This is a genomic window from Flavobacterium sp. SM15, assembly GCF_022012335.1.
GTDB lineage: Bacteria > Bacteroidota > Bacteroidia > Flavobacteriales > Flavobacteriaceae > Flavobacterium.
On the sequence record NZ_JAKLTO010000001.1, the window covers coordinates 152626 to 176622 of the forward strand.

The 23997-nt window shown below is 37.2% G+C and carries 26 protein-coding genes and 1 tRNA gene; 9 read left to right on the plus strand and 18 right to left on the minus strand.

What is annotated here, in order from left to right; translation table 11 throughout:
- Positions 1 to 91 precede the first annotated feature (91 nt).
- The 10 genes from LZZ90_RS00700 to LZZ90_RS00745 all read right to left on the minus strand — a co-directional run bounded on the left by LZZ90_RS00700 (position 92) and on the right by LZZ90_RS00745 (position 10491).
- Entirely contained in the window at positions 92 to 1417 is a 1326-nt protein-coding gene (locus LZZ90_RS00700; RefSeq protein WP_237788763.1) for a hypothetical protein, read from the minus strand.
- On the minus strand, positions 1417 to 1662 hold the full coding sequence (locus tag LZZ90_RS00705; RefSeq protein WP_237788764.1) for a helix-turn-helix domain-containing protein: 246 nt from the start codon (positions 1660 to 1662) through the stop codon (positions 1417 to 1419). The genes LZZ90_RS00700 and LZZ90_RS00705 overlap by 1 nt, the downstream gene beginning before the upstream one ends.
- 167 nt (positions 1663 to 1829) lie before the next feature.
- Positions 1830 to 2696 carry a hypothetical protein gene (locus LZZ90_RS00710; protein WP_237788765.1) on the minus strand — a complete coding sequence of 289 codons (867 nt, stop codon included), beginning with the start codon at positions 2694 to 2696 and terminating at the stop codon, positions 1830 to 1832.
- Between the two features lie 2 nt (positions 2697 to 2698).
- Positions 2699 to 3991, minus strand: coding sequence for a site-specific integrase (locus LZZ90_RS00715; RefSeq protein ID WP_237788766.1), 1293 nt, complete (start codon positions 3989 to 3991; stop codon positions 2699 to 2701).
- 292 nt (positions 3992 to 4283) lie between these two features.
- A complete protein-coding gene (locus LZZ90_RS00720; RefSeq protein WP_237788767.1) occupies positions 4284 to 6050 on the minus strand; it encodes a DUF885 family protein in 1767 nt (588 codons plus the stop codon).
- A 38-nt stretch (positions 6051 to 6088) separates the two neighbouring features.
- The gene (locus LZZ90_RS00725; protein ID WP_237788768.1) at positions 6089 to 6451 is read right to left on the minus strand and encodes a nuclear transport factor 2 family protein; all 363 of its coding nucleotides are present in this window, start codon (positions 6449 to 6451) and stop codon (positions 6089 to 6091) included.
- Between the two features lie 39 nt (positions 6452 to 6490).
- Entirely contained in the window at positions 6491 to 7393 is a 903-nt protein-coding gene (locus LZZ90_RS00730) for a pseudouridine synthase (RefSeq protein ID WP_237788769.1), read from the minus strand.
- 63 nt (positions 7394 to 7456) lie between these two features.
- A complete protein-coding gene (locus LZZ90_RS00735; protein ID WP_237788770.1) occupies positions 7457 to 8374 on the minus strand; it encodes a geranylgeranylglycerol-phosphate geranylgeranyltransferase in 918 nt (305 codons plus the stop codon).
- Between the two features lie 41 nt (positions 8375 to 8415).
- Positions 8416 to 9354: a mevalonate kinase gene (locus tag LZZ90_RS00740; protein ID WP_237788771.1), complete on the minus strand. Its 939-nt coding sequence runs from the start codon at positions 9352 to 9354 to the stop codon at positions 8416 to 8418.
- A gap of 51 nt (positions 9355 to 9405) precedes the next feature.
- A complete protein-coding gene (locus LZZ90_RS00745) occupies positions 9406 to 10491 on the minus strand; it encodes a diphosphomevalonate/mevalonate 3,5-bisphosphate decarboxylase family protein (RefSeq protein WP_237788772.1) in 1086 nt (361 codons plus the stop codon).
- 99 nt (positions 10492 to 10590) lie between these two features.
- On the opposite strand from LZZ90_RS00745, the gene LZZ90_RS00750 reads away from it, so the two are divergent.
- Both LZZ90_RS00750 and LZZ90_RS00755 read left to right on the plus strand, forming a co-directional pair.
- On the plus strand, positions 10591 to 11067 hold the full coding sequence (locus LZZ90_RS00750) for a TspO/MBR family protein (RefSeq protein WP_237788773.1): 477 nt from the start codon (positions 10591 to 10593) through the stop codon (positions 11065 to 11067).
- 154 nt (positions 11068 to 11221) lie between these two features.
- Entirely contained in the window at positions 11222 to 11734 is a 513-nt protein-coding gene (locus LZZ90_RS00755) for a hypothetical protein (RefSeq protein ID WP_237788774.1), read from the plus strand.
- 30 nt (positions 11735 to 11764) lie between these two features.
- On the opposite strand, the gene LZZ90_RS00760 is transcribed toward LZZ90_RS00755, so the two are convergent.
- Together LZZ90_RS00760 and LZZ90_RS00765 are read right to left on the minus strand one after the other, a co-directional pair.
- Positions 11765 to 12985 carry an NAD(P)/FAD-dependent oxidoreductase gene (locus tag LZZ90_RS00760; RefSeq protein ID WP_237788775.1) on the minus strand — a complete coding sequence of 407 codons (1221 nt, stop codon included), beginning with the start codon at positions 12983 to 12985 and terminating at the stop codon, positions 11765 to 11767.
- On the minus strand, positions 12982 to 13662 hold the full coding sequence (locus LZZ90_RS00765; RefSeq protein ID WP_237788776.1) for a glycerophosphodiester phosphodiesterase family protein: 681 nt from the start codon (positions 13660 to 13662) through the stop codon (positions 12982 to 12984). Before LZZ90_RS00765 ends, LZZ90_RS00760 begins: the two co-directional genes overlap by 4 nt.
- A gap of 86 nt (positions 13663 to 13748) precedes the next feature.
- Here LZZ90_RS00765 and LZZ90_RS00770 point away from each other — a divergent pair, with 86 nt between their 5' ends.
- Positions 13749 to 14219 (plus strand): hypothetical protein, encoded by a 471-nt coding sequence (locus tag LZZ90_RS00770; protein WP_237788777.1) that lies wholly within the window; start codon positions 13749 to 13751, stop codon positions 14217 to 14219.
- A gap of 26 nt (positions 14220 to 14245) precedes the next feature.
- Here the strand turns inward: LZZ90_RS00770 and LZZ90_RS00775 are convergent.
- Positions 14246 to 14327, minus strand: a tRNA-Leu gene (locus LZZ90_RS00775).
- A gap of 250 nt (positions 14328 to 14577) precedes the next feature.
- On the opposite strand from LZZ90_RS00775, the gene LZZ90_RS00780 reads away from it, so the two are divergent.
- Both LZZ90_RS00780 and LZZ90_RS00785 read left to right on the plus strand, forming a co-directional pair.
- Positions 14578 to 15966, plus strand: a complete 1389-nt coding sequence (locus LZZ90_RS00780; RefSeq protein WP_237788778.1) for a dipeptidase — start codon at positions 14578 to 14580, stop codon at positions 15964 to 15966.
- 12 nt (positions 15967 to 15978) lie between these two features.
- On the plus strand, positions 15979 to 16527 hold the full coding sequence (locus LZZ90_RS00785; RefSeq protein WP_237788779.1) for a class I SAM-dependent methyltransferase: 549 nt from the start codon (positions 15979 to 15981) through the stop codon (positions 16525 to 16527).
- 1 nt (position 16528) lies between these two features.
- On the opposite strand, the gene LZZ90_RS00790 is transcribed toward LZZ90_RS00785, so the two are convergent.
- Positions 16529 to 17359 (minus strand): hypothetical protein, encoded by an 831-nt coding sequence (locus tag LZZ90_RS00790; RefSeq protein ID WP_237788780.1) that lies wholly within the window; start codon positions 17357 to 17359, stop codon positions 16529 to 16531.
- A gap of 202 nt (positions 17360 to 17561) precedes the next feature.
- On the opposite strand from LZZ90_RS00790, the gene LZZ90_RS00795 reads away from it, so the two are divergent.
- From LZZ90_RS00795 to LZZ90_RS00810, 4 genes are all read left to right on the plus strand, one after another.
- Positions 17562 to 17978, plus strand: coding sequence for a hypothetical protein (locus LZZ90_RS00795; RefSeq protein WP_237788781.1), 417 nt, complete (start codon positions 17562 to 17564; stop codon positions 17976 to 17978).
- 1 nt (position 17979) lies between these two features.
- Positions 17980 to 18351, plus strand: coding sequence for a BlaI/MecI/CopY family transcriptional regulator (locus tag LZZ90_RS00800; RefSeq protein WP_237788782.1), 372 nt, complete (start codon positions 17980 to 17982; stop codon positions 18349 to 18351).
- Positions 18348 to 20081, plus strand: coding sequence for an energy transducer TonB (locus tag LZZ90_RS00805; RefSeq protein ID WP_237788783.1), 1734 nt, complete (start codon positions 18348 to 18350; stop codon positions 20079 to 20081). Before LZZ90_RS00800 ends, LZZ90_RS00805 begins: the two co-directional genes overlap by 4 nt.
- A 125-nt stretch (positions 20082 to 20206) precedes the next feature.
- The gene (locus tag LZZ90_RS00810; protein ID WP_237788784.1) at positions 20207 to 21307 is read left to right on the plus strand and encodes a DUF4407 domain-containing protein; all 1101 of its coding nucleotides are present in this window, start codon (positions 20207 to 20209) and stop codon (positions 21305 to 21307) included.
- Between the two features lie 62 nt (positions 21308 to 21369).
- Here LZZ90_RS00810 and LZZ90_RS00815 read toward each other — a convergent pair whose 3' ends face one another.
- The 4 genes from LZZ90_RS00815 to LZZ90_RS00830 are packed head-to-tail and all read right to left on the minus strand — an operon-like array spanning position 21370 to position 23987.
- Positions 21370 to 22080, minus strand: a complete 711-nt coding sequence (locus tag LZZ90_RS00815; RefSeq protein ID WP_237788785.1) for a PH domain-containing protein — start codon at positions 22078 to 22080, stop codon at positions 21370 to 21372.
- Positions 22081 to 22129: 49 nt separating this feature from the next.
- A complete protein-coding gene (locus tag LZZ90_RS00820) occupies positions 22130 to 22495 on the minus strand; it encodes an MmcQ/YjbR family DNA-binding protein (protein WP_237788786.1) in 366 nt (121 codons plus the stop codon).
- A 2-nt stretch (positions 22496 to 22497) separates the two neighbouring features.
- Positions 22498 to 23265, minus strand: a complete 768-nt coding sequence (locus tag LZZ90_RS00825) for a cyclase family protein (RefSeq protein WP_237788787.1) — start codon at positions 23263 to 23265, stop codon at positions 22498 to 22500.
- 8 nt (positions 23266 to 23273) lie between these two features.
- Positions 23274 to 23987 carry a VIT family protein gene (locus LZZ90_RS00830; protein WP_237788788.1) on the minus strand — a complete coding sequence of 238 codons (714 nt, stop codon included), beginning with the start codon at positions 23985 to 23987 and terminating at the stop codon, positions 23274 to 23276.
- Positions 23988 to 23997 lie beyond the last annotated feature (10 nt).

The following is a 23997-nucleotide window of genomic DNA, read 5'->3' on the forward strand; positions in this document are numbered from 1 at the left end:
TTTGGATAGTTAACCTTAAAGTGAATTTACACCATTTAAAAATCATTAAAATAATTCACACTATTTACTTAATCAGTAACTAAAAAATATCCTACCATTTTTTTACCTCCATTCTTGGAGCAACTGTGAAGAGATTCGTAAACTCTTCTACCATAACATCCTTTAGCTTGGCACCATAATCTTTTGTTGTAATTAAACAATCATGTAAGCTGAAAAGTGGTGCCTCCCTCCAAAATTTCCTATTAAAAACTTTGCCAACAAAACCTAGCATCACTTCTGATTCAAACTGAAATAGAATATGAGAAAATTTTTTATACCCCCACGTTTCCTTAAACTCACATATTACACATAAGACATTTGGAAAAAATTGTCCTACAATTTTTTGTACTTCCACGTACTGCATATTATCAGCAAAAAACATAGACAAAACTTGTTTCTTTACAATTTCACGATTTTGTTCATTGCTGCCTACATATTCATCATCTTTAATCCTCCTATACATATCAGCCATTTGTTCAAAGTCAAAACTAGCCTCAAAGGATTCAATAAAGCACTCGTAAAATTGTCCATTAACTGCTAATTCAAAAAGGAGTTCACTCTCAGCAATATCAAGGGATTCCAAAGATTTGTAAAACATATATAGTAGGCTTGCTTCCTTCATAGTATCTTCTTTAATCAATCTATTAAAGAGTATAGCTAAAAAATATATTACTGAATTTGATAAATCCACCTCAATTAACTGTTTACCCTTAAACCTAACAAACTGTCTATAAACTTTTGGCAAACAACTGATGTTACTATGAATCCTACCGTCTGTTTTTTCCACATGATAAACCTTATAAACACCATTGTAAAGCTCAACTACTGCTGTCATTTCAGAAGTATATTTGAGTCTATCCTGATGTTCAGTGTATCTTTTATTGCAAAGTGCAACGGCGGCATCTAAATCAATAGTCAAATTTTCAGAATTAAAAAATTTTTGCAAATAATTATATTTACCATTTCGGCTAGCCACTTCTAATGGAAAGACCGTCTCCCTATCTTTTATTTTCTTTATCAACTTACTATCATTGATATATGAAATCTCAAGAAATTCATTTCTATATTTCGGACTAAAACAATAACTATAACAACTCCCTTCTTCATAGCTCTTTCTGTGCAATATATTTTGTTCCCCACCCCAACAAGTACCTAAAAAAGCAATATGCTCTTTATGCTTGTCGTTTCGAACTAGTAACTTCTGTGAACAGATTGGAACATATTCTAAAGATGTCTTATCTCTATTTTTTTTTCCACCGACAGAAACAACATAATGAACAAGGTGCTTTAAATAATCTACATCCAATTTTGGAGCAAAAGCACTTACTAACTCTTCAATATTTGCCCCTTTTGGTATCAAAACAGCAAACGGTTTCATTATGAAAAACTTAAAACTGCTTTAGACAATTCAATTTGTTTTAATAAGTCTTGTTTGCTATACAGAACTCTTCTACCGACTTTGTGAGATGGCTTTAAAATCCCATTATTTTTATGATTATTCAGCGTAACCAATGAAATACTTAGAAACTTAGCAACTTCTTTTCTTGTCAACATTACATCTTCAACATTGTTCGTTGTTACAACTCCTCTAGAGTTTTCAACTTTTTCTTTTACATTATTCATAGTATTGATTTTAAAATTCAATACAAATTTTGTGAGTATAGAAACGAATCGAAAAGAATGGGAATAACGGGAATACTAATAAAAAAGGGCTTACATGTTATATGCAAGCCCTAAAACAATTTTAAATAAAGTAAATAAAATAAAGAGGGGAATAAAAAAGGGAATGCTTATTGAAGAAAATAAAATTCAGCTCTATAATTTTTAAGCTTTTTGAATTTTGAAGGTTTCTTCTGGTCTCCAAGCTCTATGCTGTAGCGTTCCTCAAAAAATCTCAAAACATCAGTTTTTTGAGCAAATATTTTCTTAATCATTTCCTTATTGACACAGAACAAAAAGAACTTAACCAAATCTATTTTGTCCTTCTGCCAAACTAAATCTTCATTCAGATACCCTTTGTCTTGTAATTTTTTCTCAAAAACAATTAATTTTTGTACCGCCGACGGATTTTCGAAATATCTCTTAAAATCTTCTTTATCTGTAGAATCTTGAGCAATAAACAATTCCGGTGCAAATTCTTGATATTTAACCTTAAGCTCTTTCAACACTCGAACATAGCTTTTTCTATATAAATCAACAGCAACCTTTTGAACTCTATTAACTGTAATACTCCCTAAACTACCCATTGATTGATTCAACATCTGAATACACTCTCTAAGATTAATTTTAAAGGATATATCACTAGTAGATGACGACAAGAGCTTATCTAAATCAGCCTTAAACTCTGCTTCTTGAGCTTCTATAATCTCAAACAATTCATCTTTAAAAACCCCATAATTTAAAACCTGAGAGAGTTTATCGTAATCAAGTTTAAAACTATGACTAGAATTTTTAGGGTTGTATTCACGAGCCAAAATCTCTCGTTTTTCAATCTCCTCCTCAAAACCTTCGATGGAATAAAATGTTACACAATTTTGAATTACCTCAATACAAAGTGGCAATTCTGGAAAAATATCAAGCAACGGATTTTTCATATTGATATAATCAGGTATAAATTCCTTTTCGATATCAGATAATTTTTCTTTTATATAAGCCATAATTAATCGTAAAAACCAGAATCAACTAAATGAGAAGCTCTCTCTTCTCCTTGAATTCTAATATACTTATAAAACTCACGTTCTGTGGTGTGTCCTGAAAAAAACATTATATCCATCGCCGACTTCCCAGATTTATATTTGTTAGTACAGAAACTTCTTCTAGCTGTATGTGTTTTAATCAATTCATATTTCGGATGTACTTCAATTAATTCCTTTCCCCCTTTGGTAGATTTACAAACAATTTTTTCATCAATCCCTGCCATTTGTCCCACTTGTTTTAAATAATCATTTATTCTTTGTTCAACCATCTTAGCCGGTGGAAATCCGTCATAACGTTCATTCATTATCTTTCTAATATGAGGCTCAACTAAACAATTAACTGTTTTACCTGTCTTCTGTTGCTTAATTCTAAAATACTCTCTCCCTCCTATTTCAATTATATTACTTGCAGTTAAACCATTATAATCACTTATTCTCTGTCCAGTGCTTAATCCTATTAAAAAAATATCTCTAGCTCTTTCCAAATCCTTGTACTTAGATAAATCCAACTTTAAAATTTTATCAATCTCTAAATCTGTCAAATATATTTCCGTAGTCTGTTCTGTCGAAGTCCTGAAATCTCTCCCTTTAAATTTTTGATTAACATTATAACCATCTGAAACAGCGGAATTAAGTATTCCTTTTAAATTTTTTGTATGCTTTACAATCGTGTTTTGTGAAAAATTTTCTTCCTCTAGAAATTTTTTAAATTGATTATAAAAAACTTGGTCAAACGTTTCAAAGTCAACTTTTATACTATATCGTTCAGAAAAATTCCTTAATTTTTCAATAGTTTGTCTATATGACCTTATTGTAATAATACTTATTGTAGATTTTTTCAACTCAATAAAGAGTTCAGCATAAGCAAAGAAATCTAATTTCCCGCCATCCTTAACCTCAACAAAATTCTTGTTTGTAAACGAATCTAATTTTGATTTTAAAGCTTCTTTTGTAACTGGAATCTGTTCAGATATCAATCTAGAGACTTCTCTGTTAAGTTCATTCTCTAAGTCTGTCAGAAAGTCGTTCAGATTGTCTCTATCTAAAATACCTGCTTTGTTTCTCACTCTTTGTTTCTCGGAATCCCAATTTTCAAAGCAAACCTTAAAACCAGTTGAATACTTAAATCTTAATGCTCCATAACTAAAGTGCATTAAAAGGAGTGAATCTCTTCTTTTATCCCTTTTAAGCTCAGATAGAGGTTCTTTAAATGCAAACCTCACTGTCCCTTTACTTCTTTCAGTAGTCACTCTCATAATTAGATATTTAATTCTATTTACAAAGTTGTGAATTTTTTACATAGGGTGCAAGTTTGGGTGCTAATAAATCTTTACTATTATGCACTTAATTTTACTTTAACATCTCAAAACAATTTACAAATACCTTTATTTACAGTGGCTTATAAAAAAATAAAGTAAACTAACGTAAATCTGAATAAAGGCAAAAGAAGTACTGGAGGTACCACATCAAAACCCACTCAATGAGTGGGTTTTTTGTTTTATTCAATTTTCCCCATTAAAAAAGCCAATCATTACGATTGGCTTTTTATTATTTACCGGTTTTTATCCAGCTGCTTATTTTTTCTTCCAAAAGCGCCAGCGGCATCACACCCGATTCCAGCACCTTTTGATGAAACACTTTGATATTAAACTTGTTTTTCATTTGATCTTGAGCCTTTTGACGCAATTCCAAAATCTTCATTTGTCCTAGCTTATACGATAAAGCCTGTCCCGGATAAGCCATATAACGCTCAATTTCCGAAACAATACTCGCCTCGCTTTCTGCTTCGTTCTCTAATGAATATTTAATAGCCTGCTCACGGGTCCAGCCTTTGGAATGCAATCCGGTATCGACCACCAAACGAATGGCGCGGTGCATCTCATTACCCAACATTCCAAAATATTGATACGGATCGCTATACAAGCCTAATTCTTTTCCTAAACTCTCGGTATAAAGCGCCCAGCCTTCACCATAAGCTCCAAACCAATTAAACTTCCTAAAATCCGGCAATTCTTTATTCTCCTGCTGCAAGGAAATCTGAAAATGATGCCCCGGAATCGCCTCATGCAAAAACAAATCCTCATCTCCGTAATAGTTGTAATTTTTTACGTCCGGAATCGGCACATAAAAAATTCCGGGACGTGTACCGTCTGCACTTCCCTGAATATATTCCGCACTGGCTGTCTTCTCACGAAACGCCTCTGTCCTTCTTATTTCAAAAGGGGTTTTAGGTTGCAGGGAAAACAACTTATCTACGTTTGGCTTTATTTTCTGATGAATCGCTTTAAAATTTGCAATTACTTCCTCTGGCTTCTTAAAAGGCTTTAGCTCGGGTTTATTTCGGACATAATCGAAAAACTCCACAATACTTCCCTGAAAACCTACTTGCTGCTTTACTTTTTCCATTTCAGCCTTAAGACGCACTACTTCGTTCAAGCCTAACTCATGAATTTCTTCAGGCTTCTTACTTGTGGTAGTCCATTGCTTAACATAAACCGCATACAACTCTTTTCCACCGGGCAAACTACCAATACCGCTGGTGTTTCTGGAAGCCGGCAAATATTCATCCTTTAAAAACTTTGCCATTTTCTGATATTGTGGCACCAATTTCTCTGTAATTACCTTTGTATAATCATTTTTAAGAGAAGTCTGTACTTCGGGCGAAAATGCTTTAGGCATTGCTTTAATGGAAGAATAAAAGATGTTGTCTTCAACCTTAGAAAGTGCCTGCTCTTCAAACTGCGGAATCAATTTCTCCGTTAATGCCCTAGGCAAAACCACTCGTTTTTGAATCCCTTTTTTCATGTAAATCATTGCAGAATCAATCCAAACGGAATACAACTCCATACGTTTTAGAAAGTTGCGGTAATCCTTTTCGGTTTTAAAAGGCTGTGCTGCCGTTGCGCTGGCAAACTGCATGATTTTTAAATGGGTACTTTCAAATTGGTTGATCGGCATTAAATTCGCCTCTTGCTTGAGTAAATCTTTCCCGATTTGCGTTTCCCACTGAATGATTTTATAACTTATTTTTTCTTCCGGACTAAGCGCAGTGGTATCTACATCGGCCAATTCGGATTCGAACTTATCAAAGAATTTAGCCTGCTTTGCACGAAAAGCATCGGTCATTTCAAAAACCAACTGATCGTTGTACTCACTTTGCCCGTTTAGGGTTGCCTCAAGCGGATTCAGCTCGTTTTTACCGTCAAAATATTCCTGGGTTAGCTTTTTAAAATCAACCATTTTTGCTTCTTTTTTACAGTTCACGAAAAACAAAGAAAAAACCAAAGCGGCTGAAAGAAAAACTGTTTTTTTCATAATTCTGATTTGAAGATTCAAGAGTAAAGCTACAAATTTTATCCGTGATACACTCGTGATGAAATAATTTTCCCTTCGCGAACCTCCAGAACCTCAGCCACCAACATATCTTCTTCTCCTTCCACCTGACGGATGTATTCCATAAAAACCCTATCAGAATTAGCCGTTAAGGAAGTTACTTTATAATGAAGTGTCGGCAATCGGTCAAAAGCATCTTGCCACCAGGTGCGCATTGCTTCTTTTCCCACCACTAACCCATTAGTTTCCGGCTGACGGATTTTCAGTTTCGGACTGAAATGCTGCGCCTCATCATCATAGAGCGACAATAATTTCTCAAGGGTTTTGTTGTTAAAAGCTTCAAACCAACGGTAGGCAATAGATTGTAAATTCTCTGGTGTCATAGTTGTATTAAAAAATCCCGACAGTGCGGGATTGGGTTATTATATGTTTTTTAAATTGATAATTTCCTGATCGGTTAAAAATCGCCAGTTGCCACGCGGCAGGTTTTTCTTGGTAAGCCCGGCAAAAACCACACGATCTACTTTTAACACATCGTATTTTAAATGTTCAAAAATAGAACGCACTACTTTTACATTAGAGGTTTTCATCTTCAAACCGATTTCGCTTTTCGGCTGATCTTCAATATAAGAGATCTCCTCTACAAAAATGCGGAAGTTGTCAATGGTCAAACCTGAGGCAATTCGTTCTAAATCTTCAAATTTCAGATTCTTATCCAAAGAAACCTGATAAACCTTCGATGAACGCTGATTAGGCGTAGTAAATTTACGAACCATATCGGTATCGTTGGTAAACAATAACAAACCAGTAGTGGATTTATCCATTCTCCCCACAGCTTGTAATTTTGCACGTGTTGCATTACGCACTAAATCCAAAACGTTGTTGGAATTCATGTCTTCGTCTTTAGAAGTTGTGAATCCTTTTGGTTTGTTAAGCAAGATATATTCTTTCTTCTCAGGAGTGATAACGGTTCCGTCAAAATTAACCACATCGCCCGGCATAACCTTGTACCCCATTTCCGTAATCACCTCGTTGTTTACTTTTACATTTCCGGATTGGATGTAAATATCGGCATCGCGACGGGAACACACCCCAGAATTAGCAATGTATTTGTTTAAACGGATTTCATCAGGATTAGATGGCTGTTTAGGGGTTTTAAGTCCTTTTGGCTTATCAAAAGACGGTTTAGGCTTTGGAAAACCTGATTTTTTTTCGTCTTTTTTGAAAGTTGGTTTTCCTGTTCCACTTGGTTTTTTGGGTCCAAATCCGGTTTTCCCTTTTCCTGCAGACGTTCCTCTTTTGTTATTCCCTTTTCCGTTGATCATTTCGCTTTATTTTTTGCAAAGATAAGAATTTAGAAATTGGGTTTCGGCGATGGTTTTCGGATTTTATATTTTAAGAAGGCTTCTTCCGTGGATTAAAACCACCGGATCAATCAGTACAATGCAAAAAACCCCAGCCACAATCAATGACTTCAAAATATTATGAAGCTGTAGGTATTCACTTTGTGTTTGCGATTTCCAAAGCTTTAAAAGAAAAAAAATCAACACCATAAGACTGATATAGAAATAGATGTCCATATAACCCACATCGTATTTATCAATCAAAATAAACACCGGAATCACCGTTGAAATTGTAAGAACAGTAATAAGCTGCTTGGAAATTTTTTCACCAAAACGCACCGGTATGGTTTGGTAATTGTTTGCCACATCACCTTTGATATTTTCCAGATCTTTAATCATTTCGCGAATCAGAATCAAAAGAAAAAGGAAGGTGGCATGCGCAAAAATCACATGGTAAAAATTCTTGAAATACAACAAAATACCAAAGAAAGGCAACACCGCCAACAATGAAGCGGTTAAATTCCCAATCATGGGGTATTTTTTCAGCTTATGAGAATAAAACCAAATCAGGAAAATGTACACGGCAAAAAACAAGGCCGCTCGCCAGGAAATAATATACGCCAAAGCCGTAGCCAGAAAGTTCAATCCGAAATAGACCTGTAATTTTGTTTTCTGACTTACCAAACGGTCCAACATCGACTTGCTGGGACGGTTAATCAAATCTTTCTCAGAATCGTAAAAATTATTAATGATATACCCCGAAGCTATCGTTAAAGTGGAGACGAAAACAATGATAAAAAGTCTCCAATCCAGAAGCACATCGAGCGCTCTTCTTTCAGGAGCCAAAATAAAGATTGACGATAAATATTGCGCTAAAACAATAATGGGAATATTATAACCGCGCACCACAGAAAACAAACTGAGAATTTTCATCAGCAGCAATTTTGTTTTTCGTGTGAGCATGGCTTGGAATTGAAAATTTGGTTAACGTTTAAAATTACTTTTTAAAACTGATACACCACTTCCAATTTATAATCTTTTAACGATTGTTTGGCTTTTTCAAGGTCTTGGGTAAACCCTAAAATATAACCACCGCCACCGGAACCACATAATTTCAAGTAGTAATCATTGGTGTCGATTCCTTTTTGCCACACTTGATGAAATTGCTCCGGAATCATCGGCTTAAAGTTGTTTAACACCACTTTTGAAAGTTTCTTGGTGTTGGCAAACAAGGATTTCATGTCGCCGTGCAGGAAGTTTTCCACACAGGCATCGGTATATTTAATGAATTGGGATTTGAGCATTTTGCGAAACCCTTCCTCTTTTAAATTCTCCATAAAAATGCTTACCATCGGAGCGGTTTCACCCACAATTCCGGAATCAATCAAGAAAACCGCACCTTTACCCAGAGCGCTTTGTGAAGGAATTCCCGTTGGCTCAATATTATCTTTGGAATTGATTAAAATCGGCAAGCTTAGATAACTGTTTAAAGGATCCAATCCGGAACTTTTCCCATGGAAAAATGATTCCATTTGAGAGAAAATTGCTTTTAACTGAAGTAGTTTTTCACGGGTTAAATTCTCTAAAACTGTAATTTTATTGTTAGCATATTTATCGTAAATCGCTGCAACCAAAGCTCCGCTGCTTCCTACTCCATACCCTTGCGGAATACTTGAATCGAAATACATCCCGCGTTCCACATCAGCTTTTAAATCTTCCAAATTGAACGTGACTAATTCCGGTTGCTCACTTTGCAAATCTTTCAAATACACCACAAAACGTTTCAAACTCGTATTCGATTTTACTGCTTCTTCCGACGGATTCTCGTCCACCTTTAAAGCACCATTGTAAAAATTATACGGAATTGACAAGCCTTTGGAGTCTTTGATGATTCCATACTCTCCGAAAAGTAGAATTTTTGAGTAAAAAAGCGGTCCTTTCATTTTTTGTTTTGGTTTTATTTTGGTCTTTACAAAGTAAATGTACTAAAAAAATCAATTGCATCTTACGGCACCAGCACCTATTTCGTCGCAAATGTACTGACCATTTTGACAATAGCCAACTAATTCGTCTTTAATAAATTGCAAAACGTTTTCTTTTACATTTTCCGGATACAACACGTGTACATTGGCTCCGGCATCAAGGGTAAAACAAACCGGAATTTGCATTTGGGTCCTGTATTTCCAGATTTTATTTATGATTTCCAAGGTATTTGGTTTCATCAAAATAAAATACGGCATCGAAGTCATCATCATTGCATGCAGCGTCAGGGCTTCACTTTCCACAATTTTGATAAACTGCTGCACATCACCGTTTTCCAAAACGATTTTTAAAGCTGATAAATTGAGATGTGCCTGTAAAAAACGCTGCTGGGCAAACGGATGCCCAAACATCAAATCGTGACCCACCGTACTGGAAACCTGTTTTTCACCTTTATCTACTAACAATATCGTATCCTGATAGTTTTTAAAATTGTCATGGATGTTCGAAGGAAATTCCACACCAAACAGATCAGAGCTTCCCGAGATTTCTTTATGATTTCCCCAAACAACCACTTCCCCTTTAATGCTTCTACAGGCACTTCCGGAACCTAATCGGGCTAAAAAGGAAGCCTTTTGATTAAAATATTCTTCTGAAATAGAAGGATTCAGCAATTTCTCCAAACTCATCACATTGACTGCTAATGCCGCCATACCGGAAGCCGAAGAAGCAATTCCCGAACTGTGCGGGAAAGTGTTTTCGGTATCAATAGTAAAATGAAACTCTTTTAAATAAGGACAGTATTGCTCAATACGCTGAAAGAATTTTAAAATTTTAGGCTTAAAATCTTCTTTCGGTTTTCCTTCAAATAACAAATCAAACGAAAAAGTACCGTTGTTTTGTTTTTTGGCAAACGTTAATTTAGTGATGGTTTTACAATTGTTGAGCGTAAAACTAATGGACGGATTGGCCGGAATCTGATGTTCCTTTTTTCCCCAATATTTCACCAAGGCGATGTTGCTGGGTGCACTCCACTGAAAACTCCCGTTTTCCACCTGTAAATTATACTCGTTTTGGACAAAATTCTTTTCAGAAATCATATACTTGAAAATTTGAGCAAAGATACTATTTTCGGCTGTTTGATACTCAGCTGTTTTATATTCTTGAAAATTTTCTATTTTTGGAGAACAAGCAATCCTATGAATAAAATTACTAAAATCCTCACTGTTGTTGTAACCTGCCTTTGTGTTGGCTATTTTTCGAGCCTCTTCACAAAAGAAAGTATTGAAGTCTGGTATCCCACACTTACAAAACCAAGTTTCAACCCACCTAATTGGCTTTTTGCTCCGGTTTGGTCGGTTTTATATGTACTGATGGGAATTGCCGCAGGGTTGATTTGGGATAAGATGGATCTGGATCGCATCAACACCCGCAAAGGATTGCAGTTCTTTGTCATACAATTGGCACTTAATTTTCTATGGTCATACCTTTTCTTTGGATTGCACAACCCCTTATTGGCTCTTATCGAATTAGCGTTGCTTTGGCTCATGATTTTCGAAACCTATATCGTTTTTAAAAGAGTAAGCAAACTAGCCGCTGGGCTTTTGCTCCCTTATTTGGCCTGGGTAACTTTTGCCGGGATTTTGAACGCAGCTATTTTTTGGCTGAACCGTTAACCTTTCGTCGTTTATTTTTGCTTTTCACCCTTTAAACAAAAACACAACTTACTGATAATAAATATTTTAATTAATTTTATAGACTCTCGAATTGGATTCACTCTTTCATGAAACCGATTCGCAATTCACTAAAAACAATTAAAATCGTTAGGTTATGGGCGCATTAATAGTGGTTATTATCGGCTTAATTGGTGTTTTATTAGGCTATATCATCGGAAAATCAAGCAGTACGTCTTATCTTGAAAAAGAATTGGATAAATTCAGGCAAAAAGCAGCACATTTACAAACAGAATTGAATGCCATACACGCAAAAAGCGAATCAGGCAGCCATATTTTAGGATTTTCTTCCGGGCCCGCAGTTCATGCAAATTTCAATCCAGATTTGGCATCTTCTGTTATTGGTAAAAAAGTAACAGAAAACGATTTAACAGTAATTGAGGGCATCAACCCGAAAGTAGACCAACTACTTACCACTTCTGGTATTTTAAGCTGGAAAGCACTTTCCGAAACCTCTGTTGATCGTTGTAATGAGATTTTATCCAAAGCAGGTGAGCGCTTTACCAAGTACAATCCAAGTACCTGGCCAAGGCAAGCCCGTTTGGCTTACGAGGGAAAATGGCGGGATTTGAAAGCCTGGCAGGATTCACTGGTAGGCGGGGTTGAGTAACAATTCAGGGTTCTTTTACAGAACCTTTTTTTATGCACTTCCGGATATCGCTTTAGCCACTAAATAACCACCCGTCCAAGCATTTTGAAAATTAAAGCCCCCTGTAATGGCATCGATGTTTAAAATTTCTCCGGCGAAGTACAGCTTTTCGTGAAGCTTACTTTCCATGGTTTTGAAATCGACTTCTCTCAAATTGATACCGCCAGCAGTCACGAACTCTTCTTTAAAAGTACTTTTCCCGTTCACCTGAAATTGACCGTTAGTGAGTTGATTGGTTAAATCGGTAAGCTGTTTTTTAGAAAGATCTGCCCATTTGGTTTCTGAAAAAATACCCGAAGCCAGAAGCAAACTCTCCCACAAACGTTTAGGAAAATCAAACGGGCAAAACTTAATTACCTGTTTTTTGGCATTTTCTTCTTTGAGTTCTTTAAGCGTTTCCAATGCAGATTCAAAATCAATTTCATTGAGCCAATTTACTTGCAAAACGAACTGGTAGTTTTTGTCTGCCAATTCGCGGGCGCCCCAAGCTGAAAGTCTTAAAATTCCCGGACCACTCATTCCCCAATGGGTTATCAGTAAAGGCCCTGAAGCTTTTAATTTAGAATCTTTTACTTTCACGGATGCAAGCGCAGAAACCCCCATCAAGTCTTTTATTCGGGCATCTTTTATATTAAAAGTAAAAAGTGAAGGAACCGGTTCAATAATAGAATGTCCGATAGACCTAATTAGTTCCCAGATTTTAGGATTACTCCCTGTGGCCATGACCAATTGTTCGCATTTAAAGTTTTGATGGTTGGTTTCCACTTTCCAATAACCTTCTCCTTTGAAAACGGATTGCACACTTTGTCCAGTTAGAACTTCGATGCCTAATTGCTTTGTCGCTGAAACAAAACAGTCGATTATGGTTTGGGAACTATCGGAAACGGGAAACATACGACCATCATTTTCAATCTTCAGTTCCACCCCGTGTTTTTCAAACCATTCAATGGTGTCACCGGAGCAAAACTTATGAAACGGCCCTTTAAGTTCCTTCTCGCCTCTCGGGTAAAATTTCACCAATTCATTGGGTACAAAACAGGCGTGCGTAACATTACAGCGTCCACCTCCGGAAATCCTTACTTTAGTCAAAACCTCTTTTCCGCGTTCAAGTATTGCTATTTTGAGTTTCGGATTGTTTTCCGCAAGATTGATTGCCGTGAAAAAACCGGCCGCACCACCGCCAACAATAAGCACATCGTAATTCATCATCATAATCTATCGGGAAAATCGGAAATTATACCATCAATCGTGAAGGATTCCAAACGCTGAATATCTTCCTCATGATTCACAGTCCAAACGTTGATTTTATAACCTTTTCGTTTGGCTTCGGCGATATTGTCATCGGTAAGCAGTGAAAAATGAGGATGGATCGCATAAGCCGAAAGCTCATCTGCCCATTCCAGAGCCTGCTCTACACTGGCCTGAGACAAAGCCGCCAATCGAATTTTAGGGTTCATTTTTTTTACTTGTTCCAATTCTTCTTTCTGAAAACTGGAAACCACAAAATCTTCATATTGCCACCCTTTTTCCACTACATACATCTGGATTAAATCACAGGTGGGCTGTGCGGTTTCGTGGCCTTTAAGCTCGACATTTATCCAGCATTTTCGGTTAATGAGATCGAAAGTTTCTGCCAAAGTTGGAATTTGAAATTCTCCGGATATCTTTAATTCTTTAAGTTCGGACAGGCTTAGTTTGTGTACTTCGCCCGAACCATCAGTCATTCGGTCTACCGTAAAATCATGAAAAACAACCAATTCGCCACATTGTGTCACGTGAACATCTAATTCAATGGCATCCACACCCAAATCCAATGCTTTTTGAAAGGATTCCAAGGTGTTTTCGGCTACATAACCTTTTGCTCCACGATGTCCGATTCTGTGTACCATTAAACTTTGACATTTATTTAACGCTACAAAGATACTAGATTGTTGCACGGTTCGTTACACTTAAACCATGAAGATTGAAAATGATTATGAAAAAAGTACTCTTGCTGATGGCTTTAGGCCTTATTTTAACCTACTGTTCTTCCAAAAAAGCAGCTGCCGAAAAAGTGGGCGAACCTGTAGTGCAATACCGTGACGACTTTAAATCGGTTTCTGATAAAAAGAAAGTGGAGTTTCTGAACCAGTTGAATGCCCAAAACAAAACGGCCTCCGTAATCATACTCACCAAAGGGTATAAAGGAGAAGACGTAAGTATCTCCAACGAAAAGAAACAGTTGTATAATGGAAACCCGATTACCAATTTAGGAACGGGAATCGCGGGGTACATCAAAATTGACAACACTTCGAATACGAAAATCGTGGATAAATTCAGCAAGAAAGAAGCGGTAATTGATAGTGAAAATGCGAAAAAGTACAAATTCATCTATATAATGCAGGATTATACTCTGAGTAATCCTTTTAAAATTACCTACAGTAATACGTTAAGGCCGTTGAAATAAAAAAGCCTCTCGAATTGAGAGGCTTGTGCGGGTGATAGGACTCGAACCTACACACCGTGAGGCACCAGATCCTAAGTCTGGCGTGTCTACCAATTTCACCACACCCGCAGGCTTATAAAACAAGTAGTTGTTTCAATAAGTGGGTGCAAAGATAGACATATTTTTCAAAATCCAAAATCTAAATTCTAAATTCCAAAAAACTTTTTGGTAAGTCTTTCATTTCTAAAAAATTAAAAATCACTTTTTTTTTGATTCCCTAACCCGACAACCTCAATTTAATTTCAAAATTTGGGTTTTGGATTTTGAAATTTGTTTTTCGATTTTTTGTACATTTGGCTTTCATCATTTTAACAACATAATGGACACTATCAAACAGTACGTTCAAAACAACAAAGAACGTTTTCTTAATGAGTTAATCGAACTATTAAAAATACCATCGGTAAGTGCAGACAGTGCTTATTCCCAAGACGTTATAGACACGGCCAATGCGGTAAAAGCTAGTCTTGAAAAAGCAGGATGCGATGTAGTAGAACTTTGCGAAACCCCAGGCTATCCAATTGTTTTCGGAGAGAAAATCATTGATAAAAATTTACCAACGGTTTTGGTTTATGGCCATTACGATGTACAGCCGGCAGACCCAATCGAATTATGGACTTCCCCACCGTTTGAACCGGTAATTAAAACTACGGAATTACACCCGGAAGGCGCTATTTTCGCCCGCGGAGCTTGTGACGACAAAGGTCAGATGTATATGCACGTGAAAGCTTTCGAGTACATGATTCAGAACAACTGTTTGCCGTGCAACGTGAAATTCATGATTGAAGGGGAAGAAGAAGTCGGTTCGGCAAGTTTAGGCTGGTTCGTAGAACGCAATCAGGAGAAATTAGCCAACGATGTGATTTTGATTTCGGATACCGGAATGATTTCCAACCAACAACCTTCCATCACCACAGGTTTACGAGGTTTAAGCTATGTTGAAGTGGAAGTTACCGGACCAAACCGCGATTTACATTCAGGACTATACGGTGGAGCGGTTGCAAACCCTATTAATGTACTGACAAAAATGATTGCGTCAATGCACGACGAGAACAACCATATTACCATTCCGGGATTTTACGACAAAGTGGAAGAACTTTCCATGACTGAAAGAGAGAAAATGGCTCAACGCCCTTATTCTGAAGACGCTTATAAAAAAGCTTTGGACATAGAAGAAGTGTATGGTGAAGCCGGATATACCACCAACGAGAGAAATTCCATCCGTCCAACTCTGGATGTAAACGGAATCTGGGGTGGTTATACCGGAGAAGGCGCCAAAACTGTAATCGCAAGCAAAGCCTATGCAAAAATCTCGATGCGTTTGGTGCCAAATCAAGACTGGGAAGAAATTACGGAATTGTTCAAAAAACATTTCGAAAGTATTGCTCCTAAAGCGGTGAAAGTAAAAGTAACTCCTCATCACGGAGGACAAGGTTATGTAACCCCAATTGACAGTATTGGTTATCAGGCTGCTGCTAAAGCTTATGCTGATACTTTTGGTGTTCAACCGATTCCGGTGCGTTCAGGAGGAAGTATTCCAATTGTAGCGTTGTTTGAAAAAGAGCTGAAATCGAAAACCATCATGATGGGCTTCGGACTGGACAGCGATGCAATTCACTCACCAAACGAGCATTTTGGGGTGTTTAACTATTTAAAAGGAATCGAAACTATTCCTTTGTTCTATAAATATTTCGCAGAATTAAGCAAATAAAACCTTCTTACAATGAGCAAAAAGTTCATTTCAGAAGTTATCAAATCAAGAGGAACCATCGGAGCACTGTCTCCGAGTTCCTCTTTTTTGGCTAATAAAATGCTCCAACCCATTGATTTTAGTCAAAGTAGATGCATTGTAGAATATGGCCCGGGAACAGGCGTTTTCACTGAAAAAATCCTCCAGAAACTCAATTCAGATTCTTTATTACTGGCTTTTGAAATCAATAACGAATTTGCAGACGATTTAAAGAAAATAAACGATAAGCGACTGATTATCATCAATGACAGTGCCGAAAAAATCCAACAACACCTCGATTTGCACAATCAAAAAACAGCCGATTACATTATTTCGTCTTTACCCTTAGCCGTGTTGGAAAACGATGTTGTCAGTACCATTCTTTACAATTCCAGCAAATTACTTTCAGAAAAAGGCAAGTTCATCCAGTTCCAGTATTCTTTGAGTGCCAAAGAACAATTGGAAACTTTTTTCCCAAATGTAGAAATCGGATTTACACTTTTAAACTTTCCTCCTGCCTTTATCTACGTCTGTTCTAAATAAATTATTTTTTAAGCTCGGGTACCGATTTATAGATGTAATCGGCATGAAACCCTGTAAAATATTTGTCTGACTTTTCTTCAAAGGCTTTACGCTTGTTTTCATCTTTCCAGTTTTCTTTGTACAGCTCTTCCATTTTTTTGTAGGCATTTTCCAAATCAGCTAAAGATTCTACCGCAATAACTTCTACAAGTTGTCGTTTATCGGAACCCCAAGCATGGACAAACGGATAATAGGCCTTAACATAAGGGTTTTTATAAACAACCGCCTTGTTGAACTGATCCGACAATTCCATAAATTCCTTTTCAGAACCTTTTTCCGGGAAGGCCAAATGACTGATACGCATATGATAGAAAATCGATTTTCCTTCCAGTCCTTTATCTTCTTTCATACCGGGAATGGAAACATAAATTTCATCCGAATGTTTGGTATCATAATATTGATCCAAATCTTTAAAAAATGCTTCTCGTTTTTTTTCATCGGGCCAAGCTGCTTTTTCCAGTTCCCGATTTTTCTCCCAGGCTTTTTCAATATCACCCCAGTTTTTATAGGTTTGAACAAAAAGAATCTCGGTATTGTCGTCGGTTAAATAATGCGTACAAACATCACGAGAGAGAATCAGGTCGTTTTTCTTGATGACCTTATCCAGGTATTCCTTTTCGCCTGCTTTCCATTTATCTACCGATGGATCTTTAAGACCAAGATTTTTGTGCATTTTGGTAATGGTGATGTACACTTTTTCATCCTCTTTGGAAGTTTGTCCCATTGCCGAAAAGTGAAACAGAAGCGCCGCTAGTAAAAGTACCGCCATTTTGGAGTAGTGATTGGTTTCCATATTTTCAAAATTTATATTAATGAATTGAATTCGTATTTAATTTTGAAATCCGAGGCAGTGTGGCTTTTGAAAATTGTGCGGTATTTGACACAAATTTACAATATTTTAACATAACTTGTTAAAAATCAATATATTAATCTTTTTTTTTAAAAAAATAAAATTTAATCTCTACATTTGTAGAATATACTCTATATTTGTAGAGATGAAATCAAAATTACTTGCTTTACTCCTTTCCATTTTATTTCTGCAATGCGGAATCAATAAGCAGCGCAATGGCGTTAAGGTAGGTAAATGGGTTTACAAACAAACTTTTGATGGAATCGTTTGCAAATCCAAAGGGCGTTACGATAAAAACGGAAATGAAAAAGGGGTCTGGAAGCAATATTTCAACGGAAAACTCTACAAGAAAGAAGTTTACAAAGGCGTTGTTTGTACCACGACCTTTTACTATCCAAACGGAAAGATCAAAGAAATGGGACTCACCCGAACCGATGAAACCGAACAATACATCACTTGGTATTATACCGGGGACTGGTTTTATTTTGATGAAAACGAAAATTTAACAGAAGTACGGGTCTTTGAAAAAGGACTTCAAATTGAACAACTAAAAATAAACTGATATGCAACTTACCAAAGCAGAAGAACAGCTTATGCACCATTTATGGACGCTGGAAAAAGCCTACATGAAAGATTTACTCGAAGCATTTCCAGAACCAAAACCTGCCACAACAACCGTTGCTACTTTATTAAAACGAATGGCCGACAAAGGTTTTATCGGGTATAATGAATTTGGGAAATCCCGCGAATATTATCCGCTGATCCAAAAAGAAGCCTATTCCAAAAAGGAAGTAAGCGGCTTTATTAAAGACTTTTTCAATAATTCCACGGCGCAATTTGCCTCTTTTTTCACTAAAGAAACCAATATGAGTACCGCAGAATTGGAAGAACTGAAAAAGATAATCGAAAACGAACTTCAAAAAAAGAACAAATGATTCTATATCTTATCAAATCCGGACTTTGTCTAATGCTGCTTTTCGGAGTTTATCATTTTTTTCTGGGAAGAGAACGCATGTACCGCTTCAATCGTTTTTATTTGTTGATTAGCTTATTCTTTGGGTTATTAATCCCACTAAATACAATTGAGACAAAAGCCATCTCAGTGGTTCAAGAGGCACCTCAAGCAATTGAACCAATTATCCCTCAGCAATTTACAACAGCTCCTCAAACAACTAGTTATTTAAGCCCTGAAAATATAATTTTGGCCTTTTATCTTGCAATCACTTTGGTTTTACTAATTCGTTTTACGAATAATTTGGCCTCAATGTTCCTTAAAATCTATCACGGAAAAAAAGTCAGCCATAACGACTGCACCTTAGTTTTAACGGAAGAAAAATCGCTGCCTTTCACATTTCTAAATTATATTTTCATCAACCAAGACGATTACCTTCACAACAACATTGAGCCCGAACTTTGGGAACATGAAAAAGCCCACGTTCAACAGCACCACAGTTTTGACATCATTTTTATTGAATTACTGCAAGTATTTTTTTGGTTTCAGCCTGCACTATATGCTTACAAGAATGCACTGCAGTTCAACCACGAGTTTTTAGCCGATCAGGCGGTACTGCAAAATTCCGTTCCAACACAAAGCTATCAAAACTTGATTTTAGCCAAAATCACCGATAAAAAACCTTTGCCGTTTTCAAGCAATCTCGCCTATTTAGTAACCAAAAAACGCTTTATTATGATGACAAAACAAACCTCGACACTTAAATCCGCGCTTTTAAAACTGGCCGTTCTTCCGCTTATTGCCGGACTGACCGCATCTTTCAGCGCCTATGAAGAAATCGAAATTACTCCTGCAGTTCCTTCACTTTCAAAACCAATTTTGGCTCCTGATTCCGTAAAAGAAAATTCTAAAAATCAAGAAGTTACCGACGCTGAATATTTTGCAGGCGTTCGCTTTAATGTTTACGAAAAATTCAACGGTTTTAAAGGAGTTAACTTAAAATGGAGTAAAACCTACGAAGAATTTACACCTGAAGATTTCCAAAAACACGGAAAATGGTTAAAAATTTGGCGTCAAAAACCACTTGAAAAAAAATCTCCAACAGCAAAAGAACTAACCGATTTTAAAAACAGTAAAAAATATGCCATTTGGATTGACGGTGTAAATGTTTCAAACAACAAGTTAAACCAATACAACCCAACAGACTTTGCCCATTTCTCGGGAAGTGTAATTCTGAAAAATGCACGTACTAAAAAACATCCACAACCTTTTCAATATTGGTTTTACACACACAATTATTACAACGAAAAGAAAATGGGCGAAGCGTTGAAGAAATATCCAGGCAATACCATTGATATGTGCATTGAAAGGAAATCTGAAGTTCAAGACAAAGCCACAACAGCTGTACCGGTTCAAGAGACAAAAAACCCAGAATTTCCAGGTGGAATCACTGAGTTTATGAAATACTTCGCAACTAATTTCAAGTATCCCGAAAACTTAAAAACAACAGAATCCTTGCGTTTAGTAGCCAGTTACAATGTAACCAAAGACGGAACAATCAATGATATTAAAATTCTGAAAGGCCATTCGCCGGAAGTAGACCAAGAAATCATCCGGGTATTGAAAGCTTCCCCTAAATGGATTCCTGGAGAAAAAGACGGCAAAAAAGTCGATGCTCAAATGACGCTTCCAATCCAAGTACAGGCGAAATAAATTACTTGAAATCCGTTCCTTCCCGAGCGGATTTTTCCTTTAACTAAAATTGTATCAAATATTTACACCAAAAATTAAAATTTGGCGTTACATTTGCAGTATCATCATCAATCAAAATCATCATCATGTTAAAACGTTTTTTTATTCTGTGCTCCGGCGCGGATAGAACTTTGCTCGACACTTGCAGCGAAGGAGAACAAACCAAGTATGTCGGTGTAGGTGCCACTGTGTTTTTTACTGCAGTTATGGCTTTTATCGCCGGAAGTTATGCCTTATTTACCGTTTTCGACAATGTGTATTACGCCGTTTTCTTCGGAATCGTTTGGGGCTTGCTCATCTTCAATTTAGACCGTTTCATCGTTTCGACCATTAGAAAACGTGATAATTTCAGAAGTGAGTTTTTACAGGCTTCCCCACGAATTATCTTAGCCATGATTATCGCCATTGTAATTTCAAAACCATTGGAAATCAAAATCTTTGAAAAAGAAATCAATACCGTTTTACTGAAAGAGAAAAACGAAATGGCCATCGCCAACAAAAATCAGGTAACCAATTATTTCAAAGGCGATGTAACCAAGAATCAGTCGGAAATTGACAGCATCAAATCAAGCATCAAAGCCAAAGAAAAAGAAGTTTCTGATTTGTATCAGTCCTACATTACCGAAGCCGAAGGCACCACCGGAACCAAAAAAATGGGAAAAGGACCTATTTATAAAGAAAAACGTTCCGCTCACGATTTAGCCTTAAAACAGCTGGACTCCTTAAAAACTGCTTCGGCAAAAACAATCACTGAAAAAGAAGCCCGAGCCAAAACCCTTCAGGCAGATTTAGACAAAAAAGTAGCCGATTCCAAACCCATTATCGACGGTTTCGACGGACTGATGGCACGCATCAATGCCTTAGGTAAATTACCTTGGCTACCGTCGTTCTTTATCATGCTCTTGTTTTTAGCGGTAGAAACTTCGCCGATTATAGCCAAATTATTGTCGCCTCGAGGCGAATACGATTTCAAACTGGAAGACAACGAAACGGCTTTAAAAACCCATATCGAACAGAATGTGTACCAACGCACGCTTCAAAAACAAACCGATGCCGGCATTTACGACAAAGTCTATGCAGACATTCGCGACGACAAAGAACTTTACGACTACAAACGCAAAGCCGCCTCCGAATTACTGAAACTGCAATCGGATGCGTATGTGGAAAAACAGAAAAATGTGATGTAAATAATCAGTAACAAAAAAGGGATAAGCGCAACACTTATCCCTTTTCTTGTTTATTTACATAATTACATATACTGTAAAACTTCCGCTTTTAATTTGTCGTATTCACCTTGAAGAATTAAACCGTTGTCCAACAGCTTTTTGTAGTTCTGCAATTTGGCAAACAATTCATCGCTGGACATTTCGCTTAGTTTTTTCTCTGTGGAAGCTGCTTGTTGTACAGGTTCTGAAATCGTTTCCTGAACAGCTGGTGTTGAAGGCATGATTTCCGCAAACGACGTTACCTCTTCGGTTTCCACTTCTTCAATGATCTCTTCCTGAATTGGAGCTGTTTCAACACCCGGAGTTACTTCTACAACTACAGGATTTGAAACCACAGGATTTTTCAAGGCATCCATCTGTTCTTTAGCAAACGTATAGAGTTTTCTTGCCTGGTTTTTAGGAAGATAATCTACGGTATGCGTCAACTCATTTTTGGTGGAAAACGTAAAATCGGAACCTAAAATCCCTTCTTTCACAAAGGAAGCGGCAACTTCATCCCAATTGAAATCGATAAATTCCATCGACAACCCAAGATTTTTAGGCTTACAGATGATAATGCGTTTATTGGTTACTACAATGCTGTCCGGCAATACGGTAATTGCTGGTTTTTTCTGAACCGCGATGTACCCAACTTCTTCGTTAGTCATTAAAAGGTTTTCCAGTTTCGAAGTGATCTTTTCAATCGCTTTCGGATCTTGGTCTTCGTTTAATATTTTCTTTAAATTGTCAATCATGATTAAAATGTATGTTTTGTAAAACGTGCCGCAAAAGTAATGCCTAATTTTAAGATTCGATAACTTCCTGCTGTTGTTTTTTCGTTAAACTCTTAAAAACCAAATCGTAAGAATGATCAATAAGTTCCTTCACAAAAGCATCCGGAACCGAACCATTTATCTTAACGGTATTCCAATGTACTTTACTCATGTGATAACCCGGCTGAATATCATCGTACTGACCACGCAATTCCATTCCCCAATCAGGATCGCATTTTAAATTAGCTGCCGGCGTTCCGTTTTCCCATTCCTGCAATGAAGAAAGTGCAAACATTTTTCCGCCCACTTTAAACACCAAGGTATCTTCGTCGAACGGAAAATGCTCGGTTACGCCTTTTTTGGAGAGGCAATAATCGTAATACACATCAATGGTCATACTTACAAAATTTTATATAAAACGGGTTTACTCGGGCTTGCATCATTTTCAAACGACGCGATTTGCAGGTTTAGTATGTAGCTGCCGTCTGCTATTGAATCATTAACATAAATCAATTCGGTGATGGTGCAATTCATTCGTGCATCCGCATTTAACTGGTTTACGTTTTTCACATTCCAGAAGGCTTTGTGTGCCAACAACTTTCCTTCGTCGTGTTCTTTATCCACACTTGGCAAATCAATTAGTAAATGCTGAATTTCGCTTTCGCGGATAAACGCCGCAGCCTCTTCCAAAAGGTAAGGCCAATTCGTGTTCGAGTATTTTTTTGAGGTTTTTTCTGATGAATTAGGCAAAGTTCTGATGATTATCGCTTCGGGAGATTTTCCCTGTAAAGCATTTTCAATCTGTACTTTGGTAATCACAAAATCTTCACCTTGCGCTTGCGGAACAACTGAAATTACTTCTGCCGTAAAGAAGAACTGCTTGAGTGATTGGTTGATACTGTAAAACTCACGGGTAATATGCCCCAAACATTCCGTATGCGTCCCATGTCCGTGCGGATTGAAAAAAATGTTATTGAAATTCGTAGACGAACTCCCTTCCGAAACCTTCCCTACCCAATCCCCAAAACGAACGGGTTCGATTTCCGGCTTTTCGATGTACCAGGCAATCGGATTTTGATCCGTATTGGAAAGTGGCAAAGAGATATCAATGGGTTGCGATAAATTGATCTCGAAAATAATATCTTGATGTTTAATAGTTGCTTTCATAAAATATTTTAAACCTGAACGTCAAAAAGATAACCAACCAAAGCGGTTAATCCCATGGCTACTGTTCCCCAGAAGGTAATCCGAAAAATTGCTTTGCTAACATTTGAACCACCAACTTTTGCTGATATTGCTCCCAACACGATCAAAAAGAAAATCGCTAAACCGTACAGATAATATTCCATGCCCGAAACCGGCAAATAAAATGTGGCTAAAAGTGGCAATAATCCTCCGCCGGTAAATGCTGCCCCAGAAGCCAAAGCTGCCTGCAATGGTTTTGCCTGACTGATTTCATTGATTCCTAATTCGTCTCGGATATGTGCGCCTAAGGCATCATGAGTGGTTAATTCTTTAGCGACCAAATGCGCTGTTTCCTGTGACAATCCTCTTCGGCGATAAATCTCGGTTAAAAGCTGGAGTTCCAGTTCGGGAGTTTCTGCCAATTCACGTTTCTCCCGTTCGATATCGGATTTTTCAATGTCGGTTTGTGAACTTACCGAAACGTATTCACCGGCCGCCATCGACAAAGCACCGGCAACCAAACCGGCCATCGCTGCTAAAACAATTGGTTCACGAACATCACTGGCAGCTGCAATTCCTATTGCAATACTGGCAGTGGATAAAATTCCGTCATTTGCCCCAAGAACAGCAGCTCTTAACCAGTTGCTTCTGTGGATATAGTGACTGTCAAGATAGGTGTCTAAATTTACTTCAGGCTGTTTCATCGTCTAAACC